Genomic DNA, 23,244 nt, shown 5'->3' with positions numbered 1-23,244 from the left:
TCGGATTTCCGCCCCGCTCCGGAGACTGACTCCGGCGCACGGAGTGGCCGGGTTCCCGGGGGAGCGAGCCGTAAACCTACTGGAGCGGGGCGCCCCGATGCAAATCGAGGCGCCCCGCTCCAAGTCCGGGCGGACGAAGGGGTCCTACGCGGGTCAGACCTCCACGACCACCGGCAGGATCATGGGCCTGCGGCGGTAGGTGTCGGAGACCCACTTGCCCAGCGTGCGGCGGATGAGCTGCTGGAGCTGGTGAGGCTCCACGACGCCGTCCTGCGCCGAGCGCTCGAGGACCTCGGTGATCTTCGGGAGGACGTCGATGAAGGCCGCGTCCTCGATGCCCGAGCCGCGGGCCTGCACGTGCGGGCCACCTGTGATCTTGCCCGTGGACGCGTCCACGACGACGAAGACCGAGATGATGCCCTCCTCGCCGAGGATCTTGCGGTCCTTCAGCGCCGGCTCGCCGACATCGCCGACCGAGAGGCCGTCGACGTACACGTACCCCGCCTGGACCTTGCCGGAGATCTTCGCCTTGCCCTCGACGAGGTCGACGGCGACGCCGTCCTCGGCGATGACGATGCGGTCGTGCGGGACGCCGGTGAGGGCGCCCAGCTCGGCGTTGGCGCGCAGATGACGCCATTCGCCGTGGACCGGCATCAGGTTGCGCGGTCGGCAGATGTTGTAGAAGTACAGGAGCTCGCCCGCCGACGCGTGGCCGGAGACGTGGACCTTGGCGTTGCCCTTGTGGACGACGTTGGCGCCCCAGCGGGTGAGGCCGTTGATCACGCGGTACACCGCGTTCTCGTTGCCGGGGATCAGGGACGACGCCAGGATCACCGTGTCGCCCTCGACGATCCGGATCTGGTGGTCTCGGTTGGCCATGCGGGAGAGCGCGGCCATCGGCTCGCCCTGGCTGCCTGTGCAGACGAGGACCACCTCGCCGTCCGGGAGGTCGTCGAGCGTCTTGACGTCGACGACGAGGCCCGGCGGGACCTTGAGGTAGCCGAGGTCCCGGGCGATGCCCATGTTGCGGACCATGGAGCGGCCGACGAAGGCGACCCGGCGGCCGTACTCGTGGGCCGCGTCCAGAATCTGCTGGATGCGGTGGACATGACTGGCGAAGCTCGCCACGATGATGCGCCGGCGGGCGGACGCGAAGACCTGGCGCAGGACGTTGGAGATGTCGCGCTCGTGCGGGGTGAACCCGGGGACCTCGGCGTTCGTGGAGTCGCTGAGGAGGAGGTCGATGCCTTCCTCGCTCAGGCGTGCGAACGCGTGGAGGTCGGTGAGGCGGTTGTCCAGCGGGAGCTGGTCCATCTTGAAGTCGCCGGTGTGCACGACCATGCCGGCGGGGGTGCGGATGGCGACCGCGAGCGCGTCCGGGATGGAGTGGTTGACCGCGACGAACTCGCAGTCGAAGGGGCCGATGCGCTCGCGCTGGCCCTCGGCGACCTCGAGCGTGTAGGGACGGATCCGGTGCTCCTGGAGCTTGGCCTCGATCAGGGCCAGGGTCAGCTTGGAGCCGATCAGCGGGATGTCCGGCTTCTCGCGGAGCAGGAAGGGGACGCCGCCGATGTGGTCCTCGTGGCCGTGCGTGAGGACGATGCCCTCGATGTCGTCGAGGCGGTCCCGGATGGACGAGAAGTCCGGCAGGATCAGGTCGATTCCGGGCTGCTCCTCCTCGGGGAAGAGCACTCCGCAGTCGACGATCAGCAGGCGGCCGCCGTACTCGAAGACGGTCATGTTCCGGCCGATCTCGCCGAGGCCGCCGAGCGGGGTGACCCGCAGGCCGCCTTCGGGGAGCGGCGGGGGCGGGCCGAGTTCAGGATGCGGATGGCTCAAAAGACTCTCCTCACCACACGCGCCACGTACCGGTGGGGGACGTGGCGCGCATGACGTTCGTGCAGAAGCAGTTGTCGTTGTGGGGTGCGGGCACCGGTGGCCCGCTTATTCAGTTGTGAAGTCCATGCGCGCCCGGTTGGGCGAAGTCTGTTGTCAGAGCTGTACCCCGCCGGCGGCAAGATCGATCTTGAGCTGCTCGATCTCCTGCGGCGTGAGCTCGACCATGGGCGGCCGCAGCGGGCCGCCGGGCAGTCCCTGCAGGGCGAGTGCGGCCTTGGTGGTCATGACGCCCTGGGTGCGGAACATGCCCGTGTAGACCGGGAGCAGCTTCTGGTGGATCTCGGTCGCCTTCTGGACGTCGCCGCTGGTGTAGGCCTCGACCAGCTCGCGCAGCTCCGGGGTGACCACGTGGCCGACGACGGAGACGAAGCCGACGGCTCCCACGGAGAGCAGCGGCAGGTTGAGCATGTCGTCGCCGGAGTACCAGGCGAGGCCGGAGCGGGCGATGGCCCAGCCGGCGCGACCCAAGTCGCCCTTGGCGTCCTTGTTGGCGACGATCCGGGGGTGCTCGGCGAGGCGGACCAGCGTCTCGGTGTTGATCGGGACGCCACTGCGGCCGGGGATGTCGTAGAGCATGACCGGCAGCTCGGTGGCGTCGGCGACGGCCGTGAAGTGCCGGTAGAGGCCCTCCTGCGGGGGCTTGTTGTAGTACGGCGTGACGACGAGGAGGCCGTGTGCGCCGGTCTGCTCGGCGGCGCGGGCCAGCTCGATGCTGTGGTGGGTGTCGTTGGTGCCCACACCGGCGACGATGTGGGCGCGGTCGCCCACCGCCTCCAGGACGGCTCGTACGAGGTCCGATTTCTCCGCGTCGCTGGTGGTGGGGGACTCGCCGGTGGTGCCGTTGATGATCAGGCCGTCGTTGCCTGCGTCCACCAGGTGCGTGGCGAGCCGCTGCGCGCCGTCGAGGTCGAGTGCGCCGTCCGCCGTGAAGGGCGTGACCATGGCGGTAAGGACCCGCCCGAAGGGGGCCTGCGGAGTGGAGGTCGGAGCCATGGGTTACACGCTACTCGTTGCTCAAGGCCTGGTCTGCCCTCAGGGTGCGGGAAAAGTCAGGACAAAGGTGGAGCCCGGCACTGCCTGCTCGGGGGTTCAAGCAGTGCCGGGTCCGTTTGATCAGGCTAGATGAACTTCTCTAAATGCCGCAATACGGACACTTCGCCCGACTGGCCCGTACATCAGTGCCCGCCCGGAAAACGCCGGTGCGTTACGGCGCCACCCGGCCGTTGGCGTTGAAGGCCGCGTACGTGAGCGGCATGAGCCTGGCCCACTCCGCCTCCATCCTCTCGCCGACCATCTCGATCTCACGCTGCGGGAACGACGGCACCTTGGCGAGCTCGTGCTGGGTGCGCAGGCCGATGAAGTGCATCAGCGAGCGGGCGTTGCACGTGGCGTACATGGAGGAGAACAGACCGACCGGGAGGACCGCGCGGGCGACCTCGCGGGCGACGCCGGCGGCGAGCATCTCCTGGTACGCCTCGTAGGACTGGCGGTACGAGTCCTCCATGACGCGGCCGACCAGCTCCTGCTGCGCCTGCGTGCCCTCGACGAAGCGGTACTTGCCGGGGCGGCCCTCCTGGACCAGCTTGCGGGACTCGTCGGGGACGTAGAAGACCGGCTGGAGCTCGCGGTAACGGCCGGACTCCTCGTTGTACGACCAGCCCACGCGGTGCCGCATGAACTCGCGGAAGACGAAGATCGGGGCGCTGATGAGGAAGGTCATCGAGTTGTGCTCGAAGGGGCTGCCGTGCCGGTCCCGCATCAGGTAGTTGATGAGGCCCTTGGAGCGCTCGGGGTCCTTCTTCAGTTCGTCCAGGGACTGCTCACCGAGGGTCGAGACGCGGGCGGCGAAGAGCACGTCGGCGTCCGAGGCGGTGTGCTTGACCAGCTCGACGGTGACATCGCCGCGGAAGCTCGGCTTGAGGTCCGGAGCGTCATTGGCTGCGTCGGCAGGGGTGTCGGTCACGGCTTGGAGAGTCCCTTCCATCCACTTCTCTCGGGCGGCGCCCACTCTACGGCCCAGCTCTGACAACGGGGCGTTCGGTGCCGGGCCGCGACAACTTCGGCGAAGCGCGGCGAAAGTTCTGCCAATCCGGCTTAACCGGGCACCTTTCGCGGCACCCGCTCGTCTGTGTTGATGACAGTGACTCGTTCGAGTCCAGAGAGGAGCAGGACCCCCGATGTTCCGTCGGCGCGAACCCGTACCCTTCGCCTTCCTCGCCGAAGCAGAGCGGTTCCGCAGCAATGTCACTCCCCCGCCCCCCGAGCGTGCGACCGCCGGGCAGATCGCCGGGCGCTGGCTCATGGGGCTCACCATCGTGGCCGCGCTCGTGGGCTCCCTGGTCGTCGGCACGCCGGCGCTGGAGCAGGACCACTTGTCCACGCCGACGCAGCAGTCACAGGCGTCCGACGGGCGCTGAGCGGGCGCGACTCGGACGGACCCCCAAGGGTGGTGGGCCGGGGCACGGGTCGATAGCCTCACCGGGCACAGCCCATGCATGGATGAGTGAGGATCCAGCCGTGCCCCTGTCCTTCCTGACGGCCGACCGCGCTTTCGACACCGCGGACGACGTCGCGCTGCCGTTCGACGACCGCGACCGCTGGCGGCGGCCCTACCGTCCCGGCCCCTGGCGGGTGAGTGTGGCCTCGGTCTGGCTGCTGCTCGCCTCGTTCGTGCTGTTCGCGGCGGTGATCATCGCGCTGGCCGGCACGCTGCCCTCTTCCGGTGTGGTGTTCGGCATCGCGCTGGCGGTCATCGCGGTCGCGCTGCGGCTGCTGCGCATGGGCGTGTGGGTGAGCGCGCACGGGCTGCGTCAGGTGCGCTTCCTCGTCACCCGGACCCTGCCGTGGGAGCGGGTCGCCGCCGTGCGGACGGTGCAGCAGCCGGTGCGCTGGCTGGGGCTGCCGCGCACGGTGCAGGGGCAGGCGCTGATCCTCGTCCGCAGGGACCGGTCCGCGGACGACGCGCCGTACCTGCTGACCACGCACAACGCCGACTTCCTGGCCCGGCCGGAGGCGTTCGACCGGGCGGCGGACGCGGTGGAGGCCTGGGCATCGGAGTACGGACGGGACTGAGCGCGGGCGGCCACGCGATGCTGGTGAGACCCGGCTACGCGTGGCCTTTTCGCGCGCGTCCTGACGAGACCCGGCTGCTGGAGTCGTTTTCGCGCGGGTTCCGAGAGGCCGGGTCGCGAGATGCCGACGGGCCTCGGGACGCCTGGCGTCGGCACCATTCGGGGCGCCCTGCGCCGGCACTGGGCGGGCCGTTTCGCGTCGAGGAGACCCGGGGCGCCCCGTCCCGGCAGGACTCACGGTCACGGCGCCTCGTCAAGGCAAGAACCGCCGGCCCAGGGTCGGCAAACGCACGTCGCCTTGCGCCGACAAGATCCGGCCGACGCGGCGCTCGGCGCAACCGAAGTCTCCCTGATTCGGCGAGGCCCGGCACGCCTCGTGTCGGCCGGAACCAGGTCGCCCATGTTCCGGCGAGGCTCGGTACCCGGTGTCGGCATAAGCCGGGACACCCGTTGTCGGCCGGGCTCGTGTCGCCCGGCTTCGGACGCGGCCCATGTCGCCCGGTGTCGGCCAGGTCGGCGCGGTTCAGGCCCCGACCGGCTTGCCGTCGTGGAGGGCGATCGCCCGCTGCATCGCCTTGCGGGCCCGCGAGGTGTCGCGGGCATCGTGGTAAGCGACGGCCAGGCGGAACCAGGTGCGCCAGTCGCCCGGTGCCGGCGACGTCCGTCCCGCCCGGCATCGACGAGGCCGCGTCGCCCGGTGTCGGCCAGGTCGGCGCGGTTCAGGCCCCGACCGGCTTGCCGTCGTGGAGGGCGATCGCCCGCTGCATCGCCTTGCGGGCGCGCGAGGTGTCGCGGGCATCGTGGTAGGCGACGGCCAGGCGGAACCAGGTGCGCCAGTCGTCCGGTGCCGCCTCGGTCTCGGCCTTGCGCCGGGCGAAGACCTCGTCGGCCGAGTCGCGGTCGATGCGGCCGCTGGGCAGGCGCTTGAGCTCGTCGACGGGCAGGCCGCCCTCGGCGTCGAGTTCGGCGGCGAGCCGGTTGGCCCTGCGGACGAACTGGGTGTTCTTCCAGAGGAACCACAGGCCGATGAACGGCAGCACCAGCACCGCGACGCCGAAGGTCACGGCGATCAGCGAGCCGGTCTCGATGAGCAGTACGCCACGGCTGCCGACCAGGACGAAGTAGAAGACCAGGACGGCGGCCGTGACGAGGTAGGAGAGCTTCGCGCGCATGAGGGTCCGGCTTAGCCCAGGTCGAGGAAGTGTTCCAGGCCGAAGGTGAGGCCCGGGGTGGTCACCACGCGGCGGGCGCCCAGCAGGATGCCCGGCATGAAGCTGCTGTGGTGCAGGGAGTCGTGCCGGATCGTGAGGGTCTCGCCCTCGCCGCCGAGCAGGACCTCCTGGTGGGCGAGCAGACCGCGCAGGCGCACCGCGTGCACCGGCACGCCGTCGACGTCCGCGCCGCGGGCGCCGTCCAGGGCCGTGACGGTGGCGTCCGGCGCCGGCGCCGTCCCGGCCGCACGGCGGGCCTGCGCGATGAGCTGGGCAGTGCGCGTCGCGGTGCCGCTGGGGGCGTCGACCTTGTTGGGGTGGTGCAGCTCGACGACCTCGACGGACTCGAAGTAGGGCGCGGCGATCTGCGCGAACTTCATGGTGAGCACGGCCCCGATGGAGAAGTTGGGCGCGATCAGCACGCCCGTCTCCGGGGACTGGTCCAGCCAGCCGCGCAGCTGCGCGAGGCGCTCGTCGGTCCAGCCGGTCGTACCGACGACGGCGTGGATGCCGTGCCGTACGCAGAAGTCGAGGTTGCCCATCACCGAGGCGGGAGTGGTGAGTTCGACGGCGACCTGGGCGCCGGTCTCGGCCAGCGTCTCCAGCTTGTCGCCCCGGCCGAGGGCGGCGACCAGTTCCATGTCCTCGGCGGTCTCGACGGCTCGTACCGCCTCCGAGCCGATCCGGCCCTGGGCACCGAGGACCGCCACGCGCAGCTTGCTCATGTTGTTGCTTCCTTACCGGAGACGGGGGTCAGGCGACCGCGTCGTGCAGACGCGACGCCTGCTTGTCCTTCAGCGGGCCGATGACCGACAGCGAGGGCCGCTGTCCGAGGATGTCGCGCGCGACCGCCCGGACGTCGTCCGGGGTGACCGCCGCGATGCGGCCCAGCATGTCGTCGACGGACATCTGCTCGCCCCAGCACAGCTCGCTCTTGCCGATTCGGTTCATCAGCGCGCCGGTGTCCTCCAGGCCGAGGACCGTGGAACCGCGGAGCTGGCCGATGGCGCGGTCGATCTCGTCGTCGGACAGGCCGTGCTCGGCTACGTGGTCGAGTTCGTCGCGGCAGATCTTCAGCACGTCGTGCACCTGGCTCGGCCGGCAGCCGGCGTACACGCCGAACAGGCCGCAGTCGGCGAAGCCGGAGGTGTACGAGTAGACGCTGTAGGCGAGGCCGCGCTTCTCCCGCACCTCCTGGAAGAGCCGGGACGACATGCCGCCGCCGAGGGCGGTGTTCAGCACGCCGAGGGCCCAGCGGCGGTCGTCGGTGCGGGCGAGTCCCGGCATACCGAGCACGACGTGGGCCTGCTCGGTCTTGCGGCCGAGCAGCTCGACGCGGCCGGCGGTGCGCAGGGCACGGCGGCCGTCGCGCGGGCCGATGGGCCGGGCGGCGTGGTCGTTGAGGGCGCCGGCCTTCTCGAAGGCGGCGCGGACCAGCCGTACGACCTTGTTGTGGTCGATGTTGCCGGCGCAGGCGACCACGAGGTGGGTGGGGTCGTAGTGCTTCTTGTAGAAGCGGCGGATGCGGTCGGCGGTGAGGGCGTTGACCGTGTCGACCGTGCCGAGGACCGGGCGGCCGAGGGCGTTGTCGCCGAACATCGTGTGCGCGAACAGGTCGTGCACGCAGTCGCTCGGGTCGTCCTCGGTCATCGCGATCTCTTCGAGGATGGCGCCGCGCTCGACGTTGACGTCGTCTTCGAGGATGAGCGAGCCGGTCAGCATGTCGCAGACGACGTCGATGGCGAGCGGGAGATCGGCGTCGAGCACGCGTGCGTAGTAGCACGTGTACTCCTTCGCCGTGAACGCGTTCATCTCGCCGCCGACCGCGTCGAGGGCGGCGGAGATGTCCAGGGCGCTCCTTCTCTGCGTGCCCTTGAAGAGGAGGTGTTCCAGGTAGTGCGTGGCGCCGTTCAGGGACGGCGTCTCGTCGCGGGAGCCGACGTGCGCCCAGATGCCGAAGGTGGCGGAGCGCACGGAGGGCAGCGTCTCGGTGACGACGCGGAGACCGCCGGGGAGGGTGGTCTTGCGGACGGTGCCGATGCCGCCGGTGCCCTTGATGAGTGTTTGGGTACGGGCGACGGCCCGCGCCTCCGAAGAGGGGCGGGCCGTCACCTTGGAGCTACGGGACGTCACTGGTCGGCGTCGTCCTTCGACTCGTCGCCGGAGCCGCCGGTGGACTCGGTCTCGCCCTCGATGACCGGGATCAGGGAGAGCTTGCCGCGGGAGTCGATCTCGGCGATCTCGACCTGGACCTTGTGGCCGACGCCGAGCACGTCCTCGACGTTCTCCACGCGCTTGCCGCCGGCCAGCTTGCGGATCTGCGAGATGTGCAGCAGGCCGTCCTTGCCGGGCAGCAGGGAGACGAACGCGCCGAAGGTCGTCGTCTTCACGACCGTACCGAGGTAGCGCTCGCCGACCTCGGGCATCGTCGGGTTGGCGATGCCGTTGATCGTGGCCCGGGCGGCCTCGGCGGAGGGGCCGTCGGCGGCGCCGATGTAGATGGTGCCGTCGTCCTCGATCGTGATCTCGGCGCCCGTGTCCTCCTGGATCTGGTTGATCATCTTGCCCTTGGGGCCGATGACCTCGCCGATCTTGTCGACCGGGATCTTCACGGTGATGATCCGCGGCGCGTTCGGGGACATCTCGTCGGGCCGGTCGATCGCCTCCATCATCACGTCGAGGATGTGGAGACGGGCGTCGCGGGCCTGCTTCAGGGCCGCGCCCAGGACGGAGGCGGGGATGCCGTCCAGCTTGGTGTCGAGCTGGAGGGCGGTCACGAACTCCTTGGTGCCGGCGACCTTGAAGTCCATGTCGCCGAAGGCGTCCTCCGCACCGAGGATGTCGGTGAGGGTGACGTAGTGCGTCTCGCCCTCGATCTCCTGGGAGATCAGGCCCATGGCGATACCGGCGACGGGGGCCTTGAGCGGCACACCGGCGTTCAGCAGCGACATGGTGGAGGCGCAGACCGAGCCCATGGACGTCGAGCCGTTCGAGCTGAGCGCCTCGGAGACCTGGCGGATCGCGTAGGGGAACTCCTCGCGGGTCGGCAGGACCGGGATGAGGGCCCGCTCGGCGAGGGCGCCGTGGCCGATCTCGCGGCGCTTGGGGGAGCCGACGCGGCCGGTCTCGCCGGTGGAGTATGGCGGGAAGTTGTAGTTGTGCATGTAGCGCTTGCGGGTCACCGGGGAGAGGGTGTCCAGCTGCTGCTCCATGCGGAGCATGTTCAGGGTGGTGACGCCCAGGATCTGGGTCTCGCCACGCTCGAACACCGCGGAGCCGTGGACCCGCGGGATGGCCTCGACCTCGGCGGCCAGGGTGCGGATGTCGGTGAGTCCGCGCCCGTCGATGCGCTTCTTCTCCTTGATCACGCGCTCGCGGACCAGCTGCTTGGTGAGCGAGCGGTACGCGGCGGAGATCTCCTTCTCGCGGCCCTCGAACTCGGGCAGGAGCTTCTCGGCGGCGAGCTGCTTGACGCGGTCCAGCTCCGCCTCGCGCTCCTGCTTGCCGGCGATGGTGAGCGCCTGGCCGAGCTCGGGGCGGACGGCGCCGGTCAGCGCCTCGAAGACGTCGTCCTGGTAGTCCAGGAAGATCGGGAACTCGGCGGTCGGCTTGGCGGCCTTGGCGGCGAGGTCCGACTGGGCCTTGCAGAGCACCTTGATGTAGGGCTTCGCGGCCTCCAGACCGGCGGCGACGACCTCCTCGGTGGGGGCCTCGGCGCCACCCTCGACCAGCTTGATGGTCTTCTCGGTGGCCTCGGCCTCGACCATCATGATCGCGACGTCGCCGTCCTCCAGGACGCGGCCCGCGACGACCATGTCGAAGACGGCGTCCTCGAGCTCGGTGTGCGTCGGGAAGGCCACCCACTGGCCGCGGATCAGCGCGACGCGGACGCCGCCGATCGGGCCGGAGAAGGGCAGGCCGGCCAGCTGCGTGGACGCGGACGCGGCGTTGATGGCCACGACGTCGTACAGGTGGTCGGGGTTGAGCGCCATGATCGTGGCGACGACCTGGATCTCGTTGCGCAGGCCCTTCTTGAAGGACGGGCGCAGCGGGCGGTCGATGAGGCGGCAGGTGAGGATCGCGTCCTCGCTCGGCCGGCCCTCACGGCGGAAGAAGGAACCGGGGATCTTCCCGGCCGCGTACATCCGCTCCTCGACGTCGACCGTCAGCGGGAAGAAGTCCAGCTGGTCCTTGGGGGTCTTGGAGGCGGTGGTGGCCGACAGCACCATGGTGTCGTCGTCCAGGTACGCCACGGCGGAACCGGCGGCCTGCTTGGCCAGGCGGCCCGTCTCGAAGCGGATGGTACGGGTGCCGAAGGCGCCGTTGTCGATGACGGCCTCGGCGTAGTGGGTCTCGTTCTCCACTAGCGTTTTCTCCTCGTCTTCGTCCCTCCTCACCCGTGTGGTGGGGGGACGGTGGCGGAGAAGCGCTCCGTCTGGTGCGGGCCGGTCTTCGATCGAAGCACCCGGGGCTCACTTCCCCCGGGGGCCACTACCGAGGACCGGCGGCGGCGAGGTGCGCTCCTCCTCGTTCGTCTTGTGTTCCGCCATACCCGTCAGGCACGCGGAATCACGCTGTGTCGTGTGTCTTGCGTTGTGCTACCACACTACAAAGGGGTGGTGACACTCCGCACGTACAGCAAAGGGAGCGGCCCCCTAGAAGTGGGAACCGCTCCCTTCACGGCGTCTTACTTGGCGCCCGCCGCACCGCGGCGGATGCCGAGGCGGTCGACCAGCGCACGGAAGCGCTGGATGTCCTTCTTGGCGAGGTACTGCAGCAGCCGGCGGCGCTGACCGACCAGGATCAGCAGGCCACGGCGGGAGTGGTGGTCGTGCTTGTGGGTCTTGAGGTGCTCGGTCAGGTCGGAGATCCGACGGGACAGCAGAGCGACCTGGACCTCGGGGGAGCCGGTGTCACCCTCCTTGGTACCGAACTCGGAGATGATCTGCTTCTTCACTGCGGCGTCGAGCGACACGCGTACTCCTCATGGTCTGTGATTGCCGCCGAGTGCCCCCGGTCCACATCTCGGGGGATCTTCCGTGACTCGGAAGGCGGGGATCCGCTGGGCGCGGCCTCCAGGGCCTGGGGCTCCGGGGGTGCGTACACATACGGCCGTCAGTCAGGGTACCAGGGGAGTGGGGGGCGCTGATCCGCGGTGATCCGCGGTCCCGGTCGCGCCCGGTCGGCGAGTGATCGGGGGACGGGTGTGCGAATCCACTGTCGACCTCGCTCTGCGAGCAGTCGAGGTGCGGGTGCGCGAACCGCTTCGACTCGGTCAGCGGCCCGGGCACATTGTGCGGATTCCCTTCGGCTCCCGCGACGATCGCTTGGGCTCACGGTGGGCGATCAGTCGATCACCCTGCCTCCCTGCCGCGGTGGGGCGGCCGAAAGGCGCCAGGGGGCGGAACCTTTCTGCATCGTGCGCGCCCTCGACCCCGGGTCGAGTGCAGGGGCGGGCGTCTGAGCCAAACCTCTGACCTGGGGGAACGTCGCCAAGTAGGCTGATGACTCAGCTCGTTGGCACAGATGGAAGGACCGGAGCCGCCATGGCCGATGCCGAGGACCAGGAACTCACAGCGCGCAAGCAGCGGGAGCGGGACGAGCTGTACGCGCTCGACATCTCGGGCGTCGAGTGGCACAGCGCGCCGGGCACCGAGGAGCACGAGGAGCGGGTCGAGATCGCCTACCTGCCCGGCGGTGCCGTGGCCATGCGCTCGTCGCTCGACCCCGGCACCGTGCTGCGCTACACGGAGGCGGAGTGGCGGGCGTTCGTGCTGGGGGCGCGGGACGGGGAGTTCGATCTTGAGCCGGCGCCGGGAGGGGGCGGGGTCGCGGAGCGGTAGCCCGCTGCGCGGGTCGCCTCCGCGGACGTCGCGGACTGCGTGTACATAAACGAGGGCGGGCCGAAGCTCACGCTCGGGGGGTCCTTTCCGTGCCGTGTGTTCGGCTCGTCGTCGGCTTCCCGCACGACGTTCGGCTCGTCGTCGGCTTCCCGCACGCCGTTCAGCTCGTCATCGCCCGGGCGGCCGCGTACACGTCGAAGACGGCCAGCGCCAGCGGCACCAGGGTCAGCAGGACGAAGCCCTCGGCGATCTCCAGGAATCGGCCCCAGAAAGGGGTGACGCCGCCGCGCGAGGCGATCAGGCCGATCGCGGTGACGACGGCGGACACCGCCGCGATCGCCGCGACGAGCCAGATCGTACGGATGTCCAGGTCGGTGCGGTCACCCGTCAGGGCGTCGCGGACCACCGACAGCGGTGGGTCGAGCGCCAGACCGAGCCCGAGCAGCACGAGGGAGCCGAGGCCCGCGGCCAGGACGGGGGCGACCTGCGCGGTGTAGCGGAAGAGCTGGGCGCGCATCAGCAGGGCGATGCCCACGGCGAGTGCGAGCAGCTGCGCCCAGACGTCGTCGGAGAAACCGAGGACCGCGCCGGAGCCGACCGCGATCAGGGCACAGCCCCCGACCAGACCGACCAGGAGTTCGTGACCGCGGCGGGCCTGGGCGGTGATCCGCTCCACGTCGACCGGCTCCTGAGGGGCCGGATCGTCGCCGTACGCACTGCGCGAGGTGGAGGCCTGGGCGTCGAAGCCGATGGGGAGCCGGGCGAAGCGCATGGACAGGCCGGGCAGGAAGGCCAGGGCGCCCACCGCGACGGGGGCGCACAGGGCGGCGATCTCGGACGGTGTCCAGCGGGCGAGGATTCCGGCGAACACGGCGGCCAGGACGACCCCGGAGGCGACCAAGCAGGCGACGAACGGGCCGTCGCCGCTCGGCGAGCACAGGGTCAGCAGCACCGCCGCGAGCAGCACCGCCGCGCAGGCCAGCAGGAACTGGAGCTTTCCGATGCCCTGGCCGTCGGCGAGCGGAAGGAGCCCGGAGCCGGCCACCGCGACGTTCGGCAGCGCGCCGAGTCCCAGCGCGATGGCCGAGGACCGGTCGTCGTACACCCGCGCCCGTACGCAGGCGAGGGCCACCAGGAGGACGCCGGCGACGGCGGCGAGGACCCCGGGCAGGCCGTGCATGTCGTGGCGCGGGTCGCCCATCCAGGCCACGAAGGCGAGCAGGGCCGGCAGGACGCCACCGCCGACGAGGCCCGCCGCACGTGTCAGGTCGCCGCCCCACAGGGTGTGCTCGCGGGTGACGGCCGAGGCCACCGCCTCGGACACGTCGTCGTGGACGGCGGGCGGCAGCGACTCGGAGAAGGGGCGCAGGGTGAGGAGTTCGCCGTCGAGGATCTGCTGGGCGGCGAGCGAGCGGGAGCCGTCGAGCACCCTGCCGTCCCGGCGTACGAGGTGGTAGCCGACCGGCGCGCCCTCGGCGGGGCTCTGCCGGGAGAGCCGGAGGATTTCCGGACAGATGTCGACGACCGGGACGTCGTCGGGCAGGGCCACGTCGATCCTGCTGTCGGGCGCGACGATCGTGATCCGGCAGAAGCCGAGCCCGTTGCCGGAAGCGCCTCCCGTTCCGGGCCCTTGCGCGGTGGTCGTCCCCGATGCCGTGATGCTCACCTGCTGCTCTCCCCCTGAGTGATGCTTCGGCGTCGACGGTGTGAAAAAGCCGCGCCGGTTCGCGCGCCGCGGGACCCGCGGGTCCGGCCGGGCCGCCGAGCGAGCGCCGTGGAGTGCCGAGGAGCACGCAACGTCCCGTGTCTCAAAGGCCGGTGGCACATGTGCTCACGCGAACTTCCGGCACCTTACCGCCCCCTCGTCACACCGGAAGTCAGTAGGATCACGCGGCGGCCTGCGTCCGCCTGACACGGGGTGGCGGACGGTACTTACCGTGGCCGGCAGAGGAATTGGTGAGCAGTGAGCCACATCGTCGTGAAGCGCCCTCCTCGTTCGCTGCCGTCCGAGGTACCCACGGGCGAGATCGCCGTGCAGCCTCCGCCGGAGTTGCCGCGCGGGCATCAGGAGAGCGTGCTGATGCAACTCCTGCCGACGCTCGGCATGGGTGGCTCGGTGGTCTTCTTCTTCACGAGCGGGCAGCCGTTCATGAGGATCATGGGCATGGTCATGATCGCGTCGACCATCGCCATGTCCGTCGCGATGGTGGTCCGCTGGCGCCGCGGCACCCAGGGGCAGTTGGCGGACCTGCGCCGCGACTACCTGAGCTACCTGACACAGATCCGCCGCACCACGATCACCACCGCGAAGGCGCAGCGGGACGCGCAGTACTACCTCCACCCCTCTCCCGATCAGCTGTGGGCGCTGGTCGCGGAGGGCAGCCGCGTGTGGGAACGGCGGCCGGGCGACGAGGACTTCGCCCAGGTGCGCATCGGTCTCGGCCCTCAGGCGCTCGCCACCACACTCGTCGCCCCCGAGACGGGGCCGGTCGAGCAACTGGAGCCGTTGACGGCGGGTGCCCTGCGGCGTTTCCTCGCCGTCCACAGCACCCTGGACGACCTTCCGATGGCCGTCTCCCTGCGGGCCTTCTACCACGTGACGATCAGCGGCGAGCCGCAGTCGGTACGGTCCTGCGCCCGGGCCCTGGCCGGCTCACTGGCCGCGCTGCACTCCCCCGACGACCTGGTCGTCGTCGTCGCCGCGGGCCGCGAGGAGCTGGCGCACTGGGAGTGGGCCAAGTGGCTGCCGCACGTCCAGGCCCCGGACGCCGTGGACGGCGCCGGCAGCCGCCGCCTCATCGGCTCTGACACACGGGAGTTGGAGAACCTGATCGCGTCCCGGCTCGGCGGCCGTCCCCGTTTCCACCCGAGCGCACCGCACCTGCCGGACGGGCCCCACATCGTCGTCCTCCTCGACGGCCTGTCGCTGCCCCCCGACTCGCTCCTCGCCAACCCCGAGGGCCTCCAGGGCGTGACCATCCTCGAAGTCGGCCCCGGCGAGCCGGCCGGCACCGGCGGCGAACTCGCCGTCGTCGTGGGGCCCGGCGCCCTGCGCCTGGAGTCGGCGCACGGTGCCGTCTACGAGGGGACGCCCGACGTCCTGTCGTACGAGTCCGCGGAGGCCCTCGCCCGGCAACTGGCCCCGCTGCGGGTGGCGTCCGGCGGGGACGACGACGAACCACTGCTGGCCAACCTGGAGTTCACCGACCTGTTGAACCTGGGTGACGCCGCGTCCGTCGACACCCGGCGCACCTGGCGTCCGCGTTCGCTGGCCGAGCGGCTGCGGGTGCCGATCGGCGTCGGCGAGGACGGCCGCCCCGTGATGCTCGACCTCAAGGAGGCGGCGCAGGAGGGCATGGGCCCGCACGGCCTGTGCGTGGGCGCGACCGGCTCCGGCAAGTCCGAGCTGCTGCGCACGCTGGTGCTGGGCCTGGCGGTCACCCACTCCTCGGAGACCCTGAACTTCGTCCTCGCCGACTTCAAGGGCGGCGCGACCTTCGCCGGTATGGCGCAGATGCCGCACGTCGCGGCCGTGATCACCAACCTGGTGGACGACCTGACGCTGGTCGACCGCATGGGCGACTCCATCCGCGGCGAGCTCAACCGCCGCCAGGAGATGCTGCGGGACGCGGGCAACTTCGCCAACATCCACGACTACGAGAAGGCCCGGGCGGCGGGTGCGGCCCTGCAGCCCATCCCCTCCCTGGTCCTGGTGATCGACGAGTTCAGCGAACTGCTGACCGCCAAACCGGACTTCATCGAGATGTTCGTGCAGATCGGCCGGATCGGCCGCTCGCTCGGGGTGCACCTGCTGCTCGCCTCGCAGCGTCTGGAGGAGGGCCGGCTGCGCGGCCTGGAGACCTACCTGTCGTACCGCATCGGTCTGCGCACCTTCTCGGCGGCGGAGTCACGCGCGGCGCTGGGCGTGCCGAACGCCTACGAACTGCCGAACGTCCCCGGATCGGGCTTCCTGAAGTTCGGCACGGACGAGATGGTGCGGTTCAAGGCGGCGTACGTGTCCGGGGTCTACCGTTCCGGCGGGCAGCGGGCGGCCCTGGGCGGCGGTCCGTTGCCGGTGGACCGGAGGCCCGTGCTGTTCACGGCGGCCGAGGCGCCGGTGCGGTACGTGCAGGTGCCCCAACAGAGGGCGGCCGGGTCCCCTGGGGACCAGCCGGAGGTCGACGAGGCGCTCGCGGACACGGTCCTCGACGTGATCGTGCGCCGGCTGGAGGCGCAGGGCCCGGCGGCCCACCAGGTGTGGCTGCCACCGCTGGACAGCCCGCCGTCGCTCGACGCGCTCCTGCCCGGGCTCACCGCGGTGCCGGAGCGGGGCCTCACCCAGCCGGGCTACGAGGGCGCGGGCCGCCTCGTCGTGCCGGTCGGCCTGGTCGACAAACCGTACGAGCAGCGACGTGACGCGCTGTGGGTGGACTTCTCGGGCGCGGCCGGCCACATGCAGATCCTGGGCGGCCCGCAGTCCGGCAAGTCGACTCTGCTGCGCACGCTGATCTGCTCCTTCGCCCTCACCCACACCCCGCACGAGGTCCAGTTCTACGGCCTCGACTTCGGCGGCGGTGGCATGGCCGCGGTGGCCGGACTGCCGCACGTGGGCGGCGTGGCCTCACGGTTGGACCCGGAGCGGGTGCGGCGCACGGTGGCCGAGGTGTACGGCGTGCTGACCCGCCGCGAGGAGTACTTCCGCTCGGCCGGGATCCCGTCGATCGCGGACTTCCGGGCCCGCCGCGCCCGGGGGGAGATCTCGGCCACGGACCAGCCCTGGGGCGACGTCTTCCTGGTCATCGACGGCTGGGGCAACTTCAAGTCGGACTACGAGACGCTGGAGCCGATCGTCCTGGAGATGGCGGCGCGCGGGCTCGGCTACGGCATCCACGTCGTGCTGACGGCGTCGCGGTCGATGGAGGTGCGGGCGAACCTCAAGGACCACCTGATGAACCGCCTGGAGCTGCGGCTCGGCGACACCATGGACTCGGAGCTGGACCGCAAGGTCGCCGCCAACGTCCCGGTGGGCGTACCGGGCCGCGGTCAGTCGCCGCAGAAGCTGCACTTCATGGCGGCGGTGCCGCGCATCGACGGGCTCACCTCGGACACGGACCTCGCCGACGCCACGCAGGCGCTGGCCGCGGAGGTCTCCCGGCACTGGCAGGCGCCACCGGCTCCCGAAGTGCGCTTGCTGCCCCGGGAGTTGGCGGCGAGCGAGCTGCCGCCGGGCCATCGCTTCCCACGCAAGGGCGTCGCCTTCGCCCTCGACGAGGACCACCTCGAGCCTGTCTTCGTCGACTTCGAGCAGGACCCGTTCTTCCTGGTCTTCGGCGAGGGCGAGTCGGGCAAGTCGAACCTGCTGCGTCTGCTGATCAAGCAGCTGACGGAGCGGTACTCGGGGGACGAGTGCAAGCTGTTCGTGGTGGACAACCGGCGCTCGCTGCTGGGCGTCACGCCGGACTCGCACCTGGCCGAGTACATCCCCATGTCCAACGCCATGGACCACCACACGACCGCGCTGGCAGACCTGATGAAGCGCCGGACGCCGACAGCGGACGTGACGGCACAGCAGTTGCGGGACCGCAGCTGGTGGCGGGGGCCGACGGTGTACGTCGTCATCGACGACTACGACCTGGTCGCCACGTCGAGCGGGAATCCGCTCAGCGGACTGACGGAACTGTTGCCGTTCGCCAGGGACGTGGGCGTCCGCTTCATCATCGCCCGCTCGACGGCCGGCGCGAGCCGTGCCTCGTACGAGGCGTTCATGCAGCGCGTCAAGGAACTGGGGTCGCAGGGCGTGGTGCTGGCGGGTGACCCCGGTGAGGGGGACGTGCTGGGTGGGGTGCGGCCCCGGCCGATGCCTGCGGGGCGGGGGGTCTTCGTGTCGCGGCGGCGGGGGAAGCCGTTGGTGCAGGTGGGGTTGGTGCCGGAGAGGGCGTACTGAGGTGTCGTACGCGGATGCCGAATGGTCGAACCGGGCTGCCGAGGTGTCGTACTCGGCGTTGGGAGGGACGTACTGATGGTCGGAGTGGGGATCTTCATGATCCTGCTGGCTCTGGTGCTGGTGGGCCTCGGTTCAGCCGACCAGCGAGATGTGAGGTCGCGGCTGGCGGGCCGAGATCTGCGCCGTGGCACCACCGAGTCGAACTCTGGAGAATTGTGGGTTCAAGGGTGAGATGCGTGAACCAAGCTGCATCGAGCCCGGGGATCCGGCTTGTTGGTAGCTTGGCGGAACGGTCCCGTCCGGGAGGGCGGGGCTTCACGGGGAAACGGGGAAGGAGTCCGCGCAATGGCGTGGGACGAGTGGGAGCAGCTGAAGTCACAGGCAGCGGAGCGTCAGTCGACACAGATGCAGCTGAATCAGCTGGATCCTGGTAGCGGCGGGGGCTACACCCAGGATCCCAGTCACTTCGGCGACCTGGCAGTCAGCCAGGGCGACCTGGCGAAGATCGGCAAGAACGCGTTCGGTTTGTACAACGACCTTTGGAACAGGGGACGCAGGGCTGTGCCCACCAGTGAGACCGCCGCGGGGACCCTGTCGAAGGACGGTTTCACGCTGGGAGGCGCTCTCAAGCATGTGGCGACGCGGTGGGATGAGCAGTTGTCCTCGCTCCGGGATGCATGCGCGCACATTTCCAACCACATGACCGTCACCAAGAAACTGCACTCGGGTAATGACCAATACATCCGGCGCCAGATGAGCAGCATCGACCTGCTGGACGCGGGCTTCGACGAGAGGGTCGGTGAACCGGGCAGGAAGAACTCGGTATACGGCGAATCAGGCGAGAAGAAGGACGAGAACTGATGGATCTCGACGCTCTCCGTTTCGCCAACTTCAGTCAGCTCGACACGGCCATCGACGACTGGTCGACCATGGTCAAGGACCTCGAGACGGTGAAGGACGACGCCGAGAAAGGGCTCCGAGGCGCCGCAAACACGGCCAACTGGGCCGGCTACAACGCCACCGTGACGAAAGAGTTCATCGGCAAGACGGCCGGCGAATTCGCTGACGCCCACACGCAAGCCAAATCAATCTGGAACATCCTCAGAGACACGCGGGACGAGCTCAAGAAACACCAGGAAAAGCTGAACGATGCGATCGACCGGGGCTTGAAGAAAAACCTGACGGTAGTGTCCACCGGTAACGGCGGATTCACCGTCACCATGAATATCCACCCCGATCGCGCCGCGAAGGGCACGACGGTTCCCGAGCACCATGAGAGTGACGTCACCGCGCTGCGCGACGAGCTACAGGAGATCCTCAACGGGGCGACAGAAATCGACAACTCAGCCAGCACTGTACTCAAGGCCATCGCCGACCAGAGCGCGCTCGGCTTCTCCGACGCCAACTACAAGGACCGGGACGCCGCGGCAGAGGCCGTCAAGACGGCCGACGAGCTGGCCAGGCTGGCGAAGAAGAAACCCGAGGACCTCACGGTCGAGGAATTCGACCGCCTCAACAAGGGGCTCAAGGAGTACGCGGACGACGAACTGTTCGCGGAACGCTTCGCCACGTCTCTCGGTGCAAACGGGACCCTCAGCTTCTGGACGGGCATCAACGACCCGAACCGTGCCTGGGAACTGGGACACAAGCGGGTCGACCAATACGACGACCTGCAGAAGCACCTCAGCCTCACCCTCGCCACCGCGTCGCAGAGTGACAGCGCGAAAATGACCGACTGGAAGTCCGGGATGATCGACCTGGCGGACAAGCCCGTAGGCCGCAGCGGCGGTTTCCCGCTGGGGGGCCAGGTCATGACCAACCTGATGCGGTGGGGCGACTACGACGACCGCTTCCTCGTCGACTACGGCGACAAGCTGATCGAGACGGAGAAGAAGTTCACGGACAACGGCCGCCACGGCGCCTGGACGCGGACGAGCGGCGACCCACTCCTCAACCGCCCAGGCACCGACTCCGGCTGGGACCCGATGACCGGCTATCTCAAAGCCCTGTCCAACAGCCCTGACGCGGCAACGCAGTTTTTCAACGGCACCTTCGTCACCAAGGACGAGGACCACGACTTCACGCAGGATCTCGACGATGACGGAAACGAGGCCAAGCGGTCGCTGACCAACTTCGACTACCTCTTCGAGGAGCGTGACTGGCCGCAGGACAGGGACAGCAAGGGCGAAGAAAGCATCGCAGGCCGGAACAATCTGGCCTTGGCGTTGGAGGCGGCCACGACGGGGCATCCGGCGGGGGAGATCCCGACGGCGGATACGCCGGCTCATAATGCGGAGCAGGCCGGGTTGACGAGAGATCTGATCGACTCCATTTCCGAAGACCCCACCCGCCTGAAGGATCACACCTACATGTCGGACAGTATTGGCCAGATCGCGTCCGAGTATCTGCCGGACATCAACCGCGCTACAGCAGACGCGCCGGAGGGGAACACGAGTGTGACGCGCCTCTTCCCGATCGCCGGTGCGGCCGCCAGCCTGGAGCACGCAAACGTCAGCCGCTTCCTCGTCGCGGTGGGGCAGAACCCGGAAGGCTACGCCGCAATCGAGGTCGGCCAGAAGACCTACATGGCCAGCCTCATGGACTACCACCTCAACCCGGACTTGCCGGAGGACCAACGTTACGGTCAGAGCGCCGAGGACACCGTTAAGGAGCTCACGCGCAGATCGGGGGAAATCGGCGGCACCCTCGCGATCGGTCGTCAGGAGGCTGTGCTGGGGCCCGCCGCTGAGAGGGAGGGCGACTTCGCGAACGCCGTCAACCAGAAGAAGAACCTCACTTCGGGCACAATCGGCACCATCGCTGGTGTAGGTACGTCCTTCATCGCCAGCCCCGCTGTCGGCGCTGGCGTCGCCGGCGTAACTGGGACCGTGACCAGCATGGTGTTGGAGCAGTTCTTCAAAGACTCTGAGCCCGAGTTCCGAAAAGAGCTGGGGACGGACATCGCCGAGCGCTGGGAAGAGGTCAAGGACGCCAATTCGGCCATGAGCCACAATGCCGCACTTGCTGCGGCCAAGGCTCGCAACTTGCCGTACGTCGACCAGGTCGAGGAATGGGCGCGCATCGGCACAAACGATGGCTTCAACGATGCGTCCACCGCAGGCCACCGCATGGCGAAGGACCTGGAGACAGAGATCCCTGACTGACCGGCGCCTGGAACCCGGTGCACGTCGACTGGACGCGAGGGTTCGTTCATTCCTCCATCTGGTTCGCCGAGCGTCTCTCACCATCCAAGCAAGGGGCACCCGTGAAGAACATCCAAAATGCCGCGCGGCAGAGGGCCCGCGTCGCTTTCACATTTGTCGCCGCAATAGCCGCGCTGCTGTCGGTCACCGCGTGCTCGTCGTCCGGCAAGAAGTACACGATCCCCGAGTCGCTATGCGGGAACGACATTTCGCGCGACGTGCTGGAGCCGCTCCTGCCGAAGGGGGAATCGCTAACGGAACACCCAGAGTCCTCGGGAAGCACTAAGCGATGCCGCATTCATGTCGACGGTCAATCCGTCCTTTCGGCCAGCACGGAGCGCTGGGCGGACAACACGACGGCGAGGGATGTCGCCCAGTCCGCGCTCGCCGTCGACCCGCAGGATCAGCAGAGCGACCAGGGGCGATTCATCTACTCGTCGACCGGAGCCGTGGGCAAGGTCAACTGCGCGAAGGCCGAGGCTGCCCAAGAGCCGCTGTGGGCCTCCGTCAGGGTGACGCACGACGATGCGAAGGCTGAGGACATGCTCCGGCTCATCAGAGCGTATGCAGAGGCCGTGGGTGCTTCAGAGGAGTGTGCCCGATGAGGGCCCGTTCGCTCCACGCACGCCGCCACGGATACCTTGCCGATCGTGGGATGTGCTTGACAGTACTTGTCGGCTGCGGCCGAAACGCCGAGGGATCCGCCCTCAGCCCGCAGGAAACAACGTTTGTACTCCCACACGGGGGCGAGGCCGTTCCGGGATGGGGGCTTGAACAGGCGATATCCGCCGCGCTCGCCCCCGTGGCGAAGGCCGCGGGGCCGTCCATCACCCCGGCAAGATCCTCCTGGAACCTCGCGCTGGCTGTCGCCCTCGGCGGGGACTGCTTCGCCGACATCGCCACGCTGCACACCGAGCCGGACGTCTTCGGCCCGGTCGCCTCCGACCCGACCGTCTCACGCCTGATCGACACCCTCGCCGCCTCCGGTTAAAGGCGCTGCAGGTCATCCACCAGGCCCGGGCAGAAGCCCGCTCCCGCCCTGGTCGTGCGCCGACAACAACACCCCCACCAGGGCGGTGAAGTGACGGTCGACCTGACGGCGTCCTGCTCCTGGCCCACTCCGACAAACAGGACGCGACGGCGACGCGCCACCCCGCGCGCTGCCATTCGTACGCGCACCGGATACCGGACGCGTAGGTGGGCGCCTCCCGTGCGCGCCCACCCCGGTGCTGTGACATTCCGTGTTGCTACATGAAGTAGCTCGCGCCCTTCAGGTCGCCGCCCCGGTAGTCGCCGCCGGCGGTGTGGACCCGCTGTGAAATCTGGACCAGGGCCGCATGGATGCCTCGGGCGTGCTTGTCCCACTGCGCGGACTTCTTCTGGAACTCGCTGAACGCCTCGCCGCCCCAGCCCGACGAGACGTTGAGCACGGCTTGCTTCAGGGCCTCGAGGTCCTCCTCGAGCTTCTTGGCCTGGTTGCCGAGCTCGGTGGCGAGCGCGTCCATGGTGCCGTAGGTCACGGCGAGTTCGTCGTAGTGCGCTCCGGACATGTTTCCCTCGTTTCTTGTGACGATGTCAGCCGAGCCGCACGGCCCGGGCGGTGGAGTAGCTCACTGCCGCTGCTGGCCGGTCAGTAGCTGTTGAGCGCCGACGTCTTGCCGCCCAGGTCCTCGACCGAAATCTTGTGCATGTCGGCCTCGATCTGGTCTTCGAGGTTGCGCTTGTCGGTCTTGTTGAGGTGGATGCCCTCGAGGAAGTCGTCGAGCATCTTGCCGATTGCGACCATGTGGCCGTTGATCTCGGTCTGCTTCACGTTGAACGCGTTGGCGCCCTGGCCCCTCCAGGCCTTCTCGATCATGTCGATCGTGCCCTGCAGCTTCGCGAGTGACTGGCGGATGTTGTCATAGCGATCGATGACTTCCGTCTGAAGCCGCTGTACGTCGCCTTCATTGAGCTTGCGGTCGACCATTTCGGCACTCCGTTTCCTGAGAGCTGTGGGTTCATTGCTGCACGCGTCACCGCGTCGGGGCGCTGGTGTGATTGGTCAGTCGTGCGTGAATCGTGCGGTGAGTC

18 protein-coding genes and 2 pseudogenes are annotated in these 23,244 nt (G+C 69.2%); 8 read left to right on the top strand and 12 right to left on the bottom strand.

The genetic code is table 11. The features are described from left to right. Positions 1 to 153: 153 nt before the first annotated feature. The 3 genes from IPT68_RS27245 to thyX all read right to left on the bottom strand — a co-directional run bounded on the left by IPT68_RS27245 (position 154) and on the right by thyX (position 3,862). On the bottom strand, positions 154 to 1,839 hold the full coding sequence (locus IPT68_RS27245) for a ribonuclease J (RefSeq protein WP_189702048.1): 1,686 nt from the start codon (positions 1,837 to 1,839) through the stop codon (positions 154 to 156). 153 nt (positions 1,840 to 1,992) lie between these two features. Then, complete coding sequence (gene dapA, locus IPT68_RS27240; protein ID WP_189702049.1) at positions 1,993 to 2,892, bottom strand: 4-hydroxy-tetrahydrodipicolinate synthase; 900 nt, start codon at positions 2,890 to 2,892, stop codon at positions 1,993 to 1,995. Positions 2,893 to 3,103: 211 nt separating this feature from the next. Further along, positions 3,104 to 3,862 carry an FAD-dependent thymidylate synthase gene (gene thyX / locus IPT68_RS27235; RefSeq protein WP_189702050.1) on the bottom strand — a complete coding sequence of 253 codons (759 nt, stop codon included), beginning with the start codon at positions 3,860 to 3,862 and terminating at the stop codon, positions 3,104 to 3,106. Between the two features lie 214 nt (positions 3,863 to 4,076). On the opposite strand from thyX, the gene IPT68_RS27230 reads away from it, so the two are divergent. Both IPT68_RS27230 and IPT68_RS27225 read left to right on the top strand, forming a co-directional pair. Beyond that, complete coding sequence (locus tag IPT68_RS27230; protein WP_189702051.1) at positions 4,077 to 4,316, top strand: hypothetical protein; 240 nt, start codon at positions 4,077 to 4,079, stop codon at positions 4,314 to 4,316. Positions 4,317 to 4,416: 100 nt separating this feature from the next. Then, positions 4,417 to 4,971: a YdbT family protein gene (locus tag IPT68_RS27225; RefSeq protein WP_189702086.1), complete on the top strand. Its 555-nt coding sequence runs from the start codon at positions 4,417 to 4,419 to the stop codon at positions 4,969 to 4,971. Positions 4,972 to 5,493: 522 nt separating this feature from the next. On the opposite strand, the pseudogene IPT68_RS34310 reads toward IPT68_RS27225, so the two are convergent. The 6 genes and pseudogenes from IPT68_RS34310 to rpsO all read right to left on the bottom strand — a co-directional run. Then, positions 5,494 to 5,631 (bottom strand): annotated as a pseudogene (locus IPT68_RS34310) (tetratricopeptide repeat protein); the annotation flags it as partial. A 58-nt stretch (positions 5,632 to 5,689) separates the two neighbouring features. Further along, the gene (locus IPT68_RS27220; RefSeq protein WP_189702052.1) at positions 5,690 to 6,142 is read right to left on the bottom strand and encodes a tetratricopeptide repeat protein; all 453 of its coding nucleotides are present in this window, start codon (positions 6,140 to 6,142) and stop codon (positions 5,690 to 5,692) included. 11 nt (positions 6,143 to 6,153) lie between these two features. After that, positions 6,154 to 6,906: a 4-hydroxy-tetrahydrodipicolinate reductase gene (gene dapB, locus IPT68_RS27215; RefSeq protein ID WP_189702053.1), complete on the bottom strand. Its 753-nt coding sequence runs from the start codon at positions 6,904 to 6,906 to the stop codon at positions 6,154 to 6,156. Positions 6,907 to 6,934: 28 nt separating this feature from the next. Next, positions 6,935 to 8,314, bottom strand: a complete 1,380-nt coding sequence (locus IPT68_RS27210; protein ID WP_189702054.1) for a M16 family metallopeptidase — start codon at positions 8,312 to 8,314, stop codon at positions 6,935 to 6,937. Beyond that, a complete protein-coding gene (locus IPT68_RS27205; protein WP_189702055.1) occupies positions 8,311 to 10,545 on the bottom strand; it encodes a polyribonucleotide nucleotidyltransferase in 2,235 nt (744 codons plus the stop codon). Before IPT68_RS27205 ends, IPT68_RS27210 begins: the two co-directional genes overlap by 4 nt. 323 nt (positions 10,546 to 10,868) lie before the next feature. Further along, the gene (rpsO, locus tag IPT68_RS27200; protein WP_004924725.1) at positions 10,869 to 11,156 is read right to left on the bottom strand and encodes a 30S ribosomal protein S15; all 288 of its coding nucleotides are present in this window, start codon (positions 11,154 to 11,156) and stop codon (positions 10,869 to 10,871) included. 571 nt (positions 11,157 to 11,727) lie between these two features. Here rpsO and IPT68_RS27195 point away from each other — a divergent pair. Then, complete coding sequence (locus tag IPT68_RS27195; RefSeq protein ID WP_189702056.1) at positions 11,728 to 12,024, top strand: DUF397 domain-containing protein; 297 nt, start codon at positions 11,728 to 11,730, stop codon at positions 12,022 to 12,024. A gap of 160 nt (positions 12,025 to 12,184) precedes the next feature. Here the strand turns inward: IPT68_RS27195 and eccD are convergent, their stop codons facing one another. Next, positions 12,185 to 13,690, bottom strand: coding sequence for a type VII secretion integral membrane protein EccD (eccD, locus tag IPT68_RS27190; protein WP_189702057.1), 1,506 nt, complete (start codon positions 13,688 to 13,690; stop codon positions 12,185 to 12,187). Between the two features lie 297 nt (positions 13,691 to 13,987). Between eccD and eccCa the strand changes: the two genes are divergently transcribed. The 5 genes and pseudogenes from eccCa to IPT68_RS35080 form a co-directional block, all read left to right on the top strand. Next, complete coding sequence (eccCa, locus tag IPT68_RS27185; protein ID WP_189702058.1) at positions 13,988 to 17,968, top strand: type VII secretion protein EccCa; 3,981 nt, start codon at positions 13,988 to 13,990, stop codon at positions 17,966 to 17,968. Between the two features lie 345 nt (positions 17,969 to 18,313). Continuing rightward, on the top strand, positions 18,314 to 18,829 hold the full coding sequence (locus IPT68_RS27180) for a hypothetical protein (protein ID WP_189702059.1): 516 nt from the start codon (positions 18,314 to 18,316) through the stop codon (positions 18,827 to 18,829). Then, positions 18,829 to 21,132 carry a hypothetical protein gene (locus IPT68_RS27175; RefSeq protein WP_189702060.1) on the top strand — a complete coding sequence of 768 codons (2,304 nt, stop codon included), beginning with the start codon at positions 18,829 to 18,831 and terminating at the stop codon, positions 21,130 to 21,132. The genes IPT68_RS27180 and IPT68_RS27175 overlap by 1 nt, the downstream gene beginning before the upstream one ends. Positions 21,133 to 21,233: 101 nt before the next feature. Next, positions 21,234 to 21,776 (top strand): hypothetical protein, encoded by a 543-nt coding sequence (locus IPT68_RS27170; RefSeq protein WP_189702061.1) that lies wholly within the window; start codon positions 21,234 to 21,236, stop codon positions 21,774 to 21,776. A 161-nt stretch (positions 21,777 to 21,937) separates the two neighbouring features. Further along, positions 21,938 to 22,317, top strand: a pseudogene (locus tag IPT68_RS35080) (transposase); the annotation flags it as partial. Between the two features lie 101 nt (positions 22,318 to 22,418). On the opposite strand, the gene IPT68_RS27160 reads toward IPT68_RS35080, so the two are convergent. Both IPT68_RS27160 and IPT68_RS27155 read right to left on the bottom strand, forming a co-directional pair. Beyond that, a complete protein-coding gene (locus IPT68_RS27160; protein ID WP_189702063.1) occupies positions 22,419 to 22,721 on the bottom strand; it encodes a WXG100 family type VII secretion target in 303 nt (100 codons plus the stop codon). Between the two features lie 80 nt (positions 22,722 to 22,801). After that, positions 22,802 to 23,140, bottom strand: coding sequence for a WXG100 family type VII secretion target (locus IPT68_RS27155; RefSeq protein ID WP_189702064.1), 339 nt, complete (start codon positions 23,138 to 23,140; stop codon positions 22,802 to 22,804). Positions 23,141 to 23,244: the final 104 nt, after the last annotated feature.

Source organism: Streptomyces chromofuscus, assembly GCF_015160875.1.
Lineage (GTDB): Bacteria > Actinomycetota > Actinomycetes > Streptomycetales > Streptomycetaceae > Streptomyces > Streptomyces chromofuscus.
Note: the sequence above shows the minus strand (reverse complement) of the source record. Positions and strands in the feature narration are given on the sequence as shown.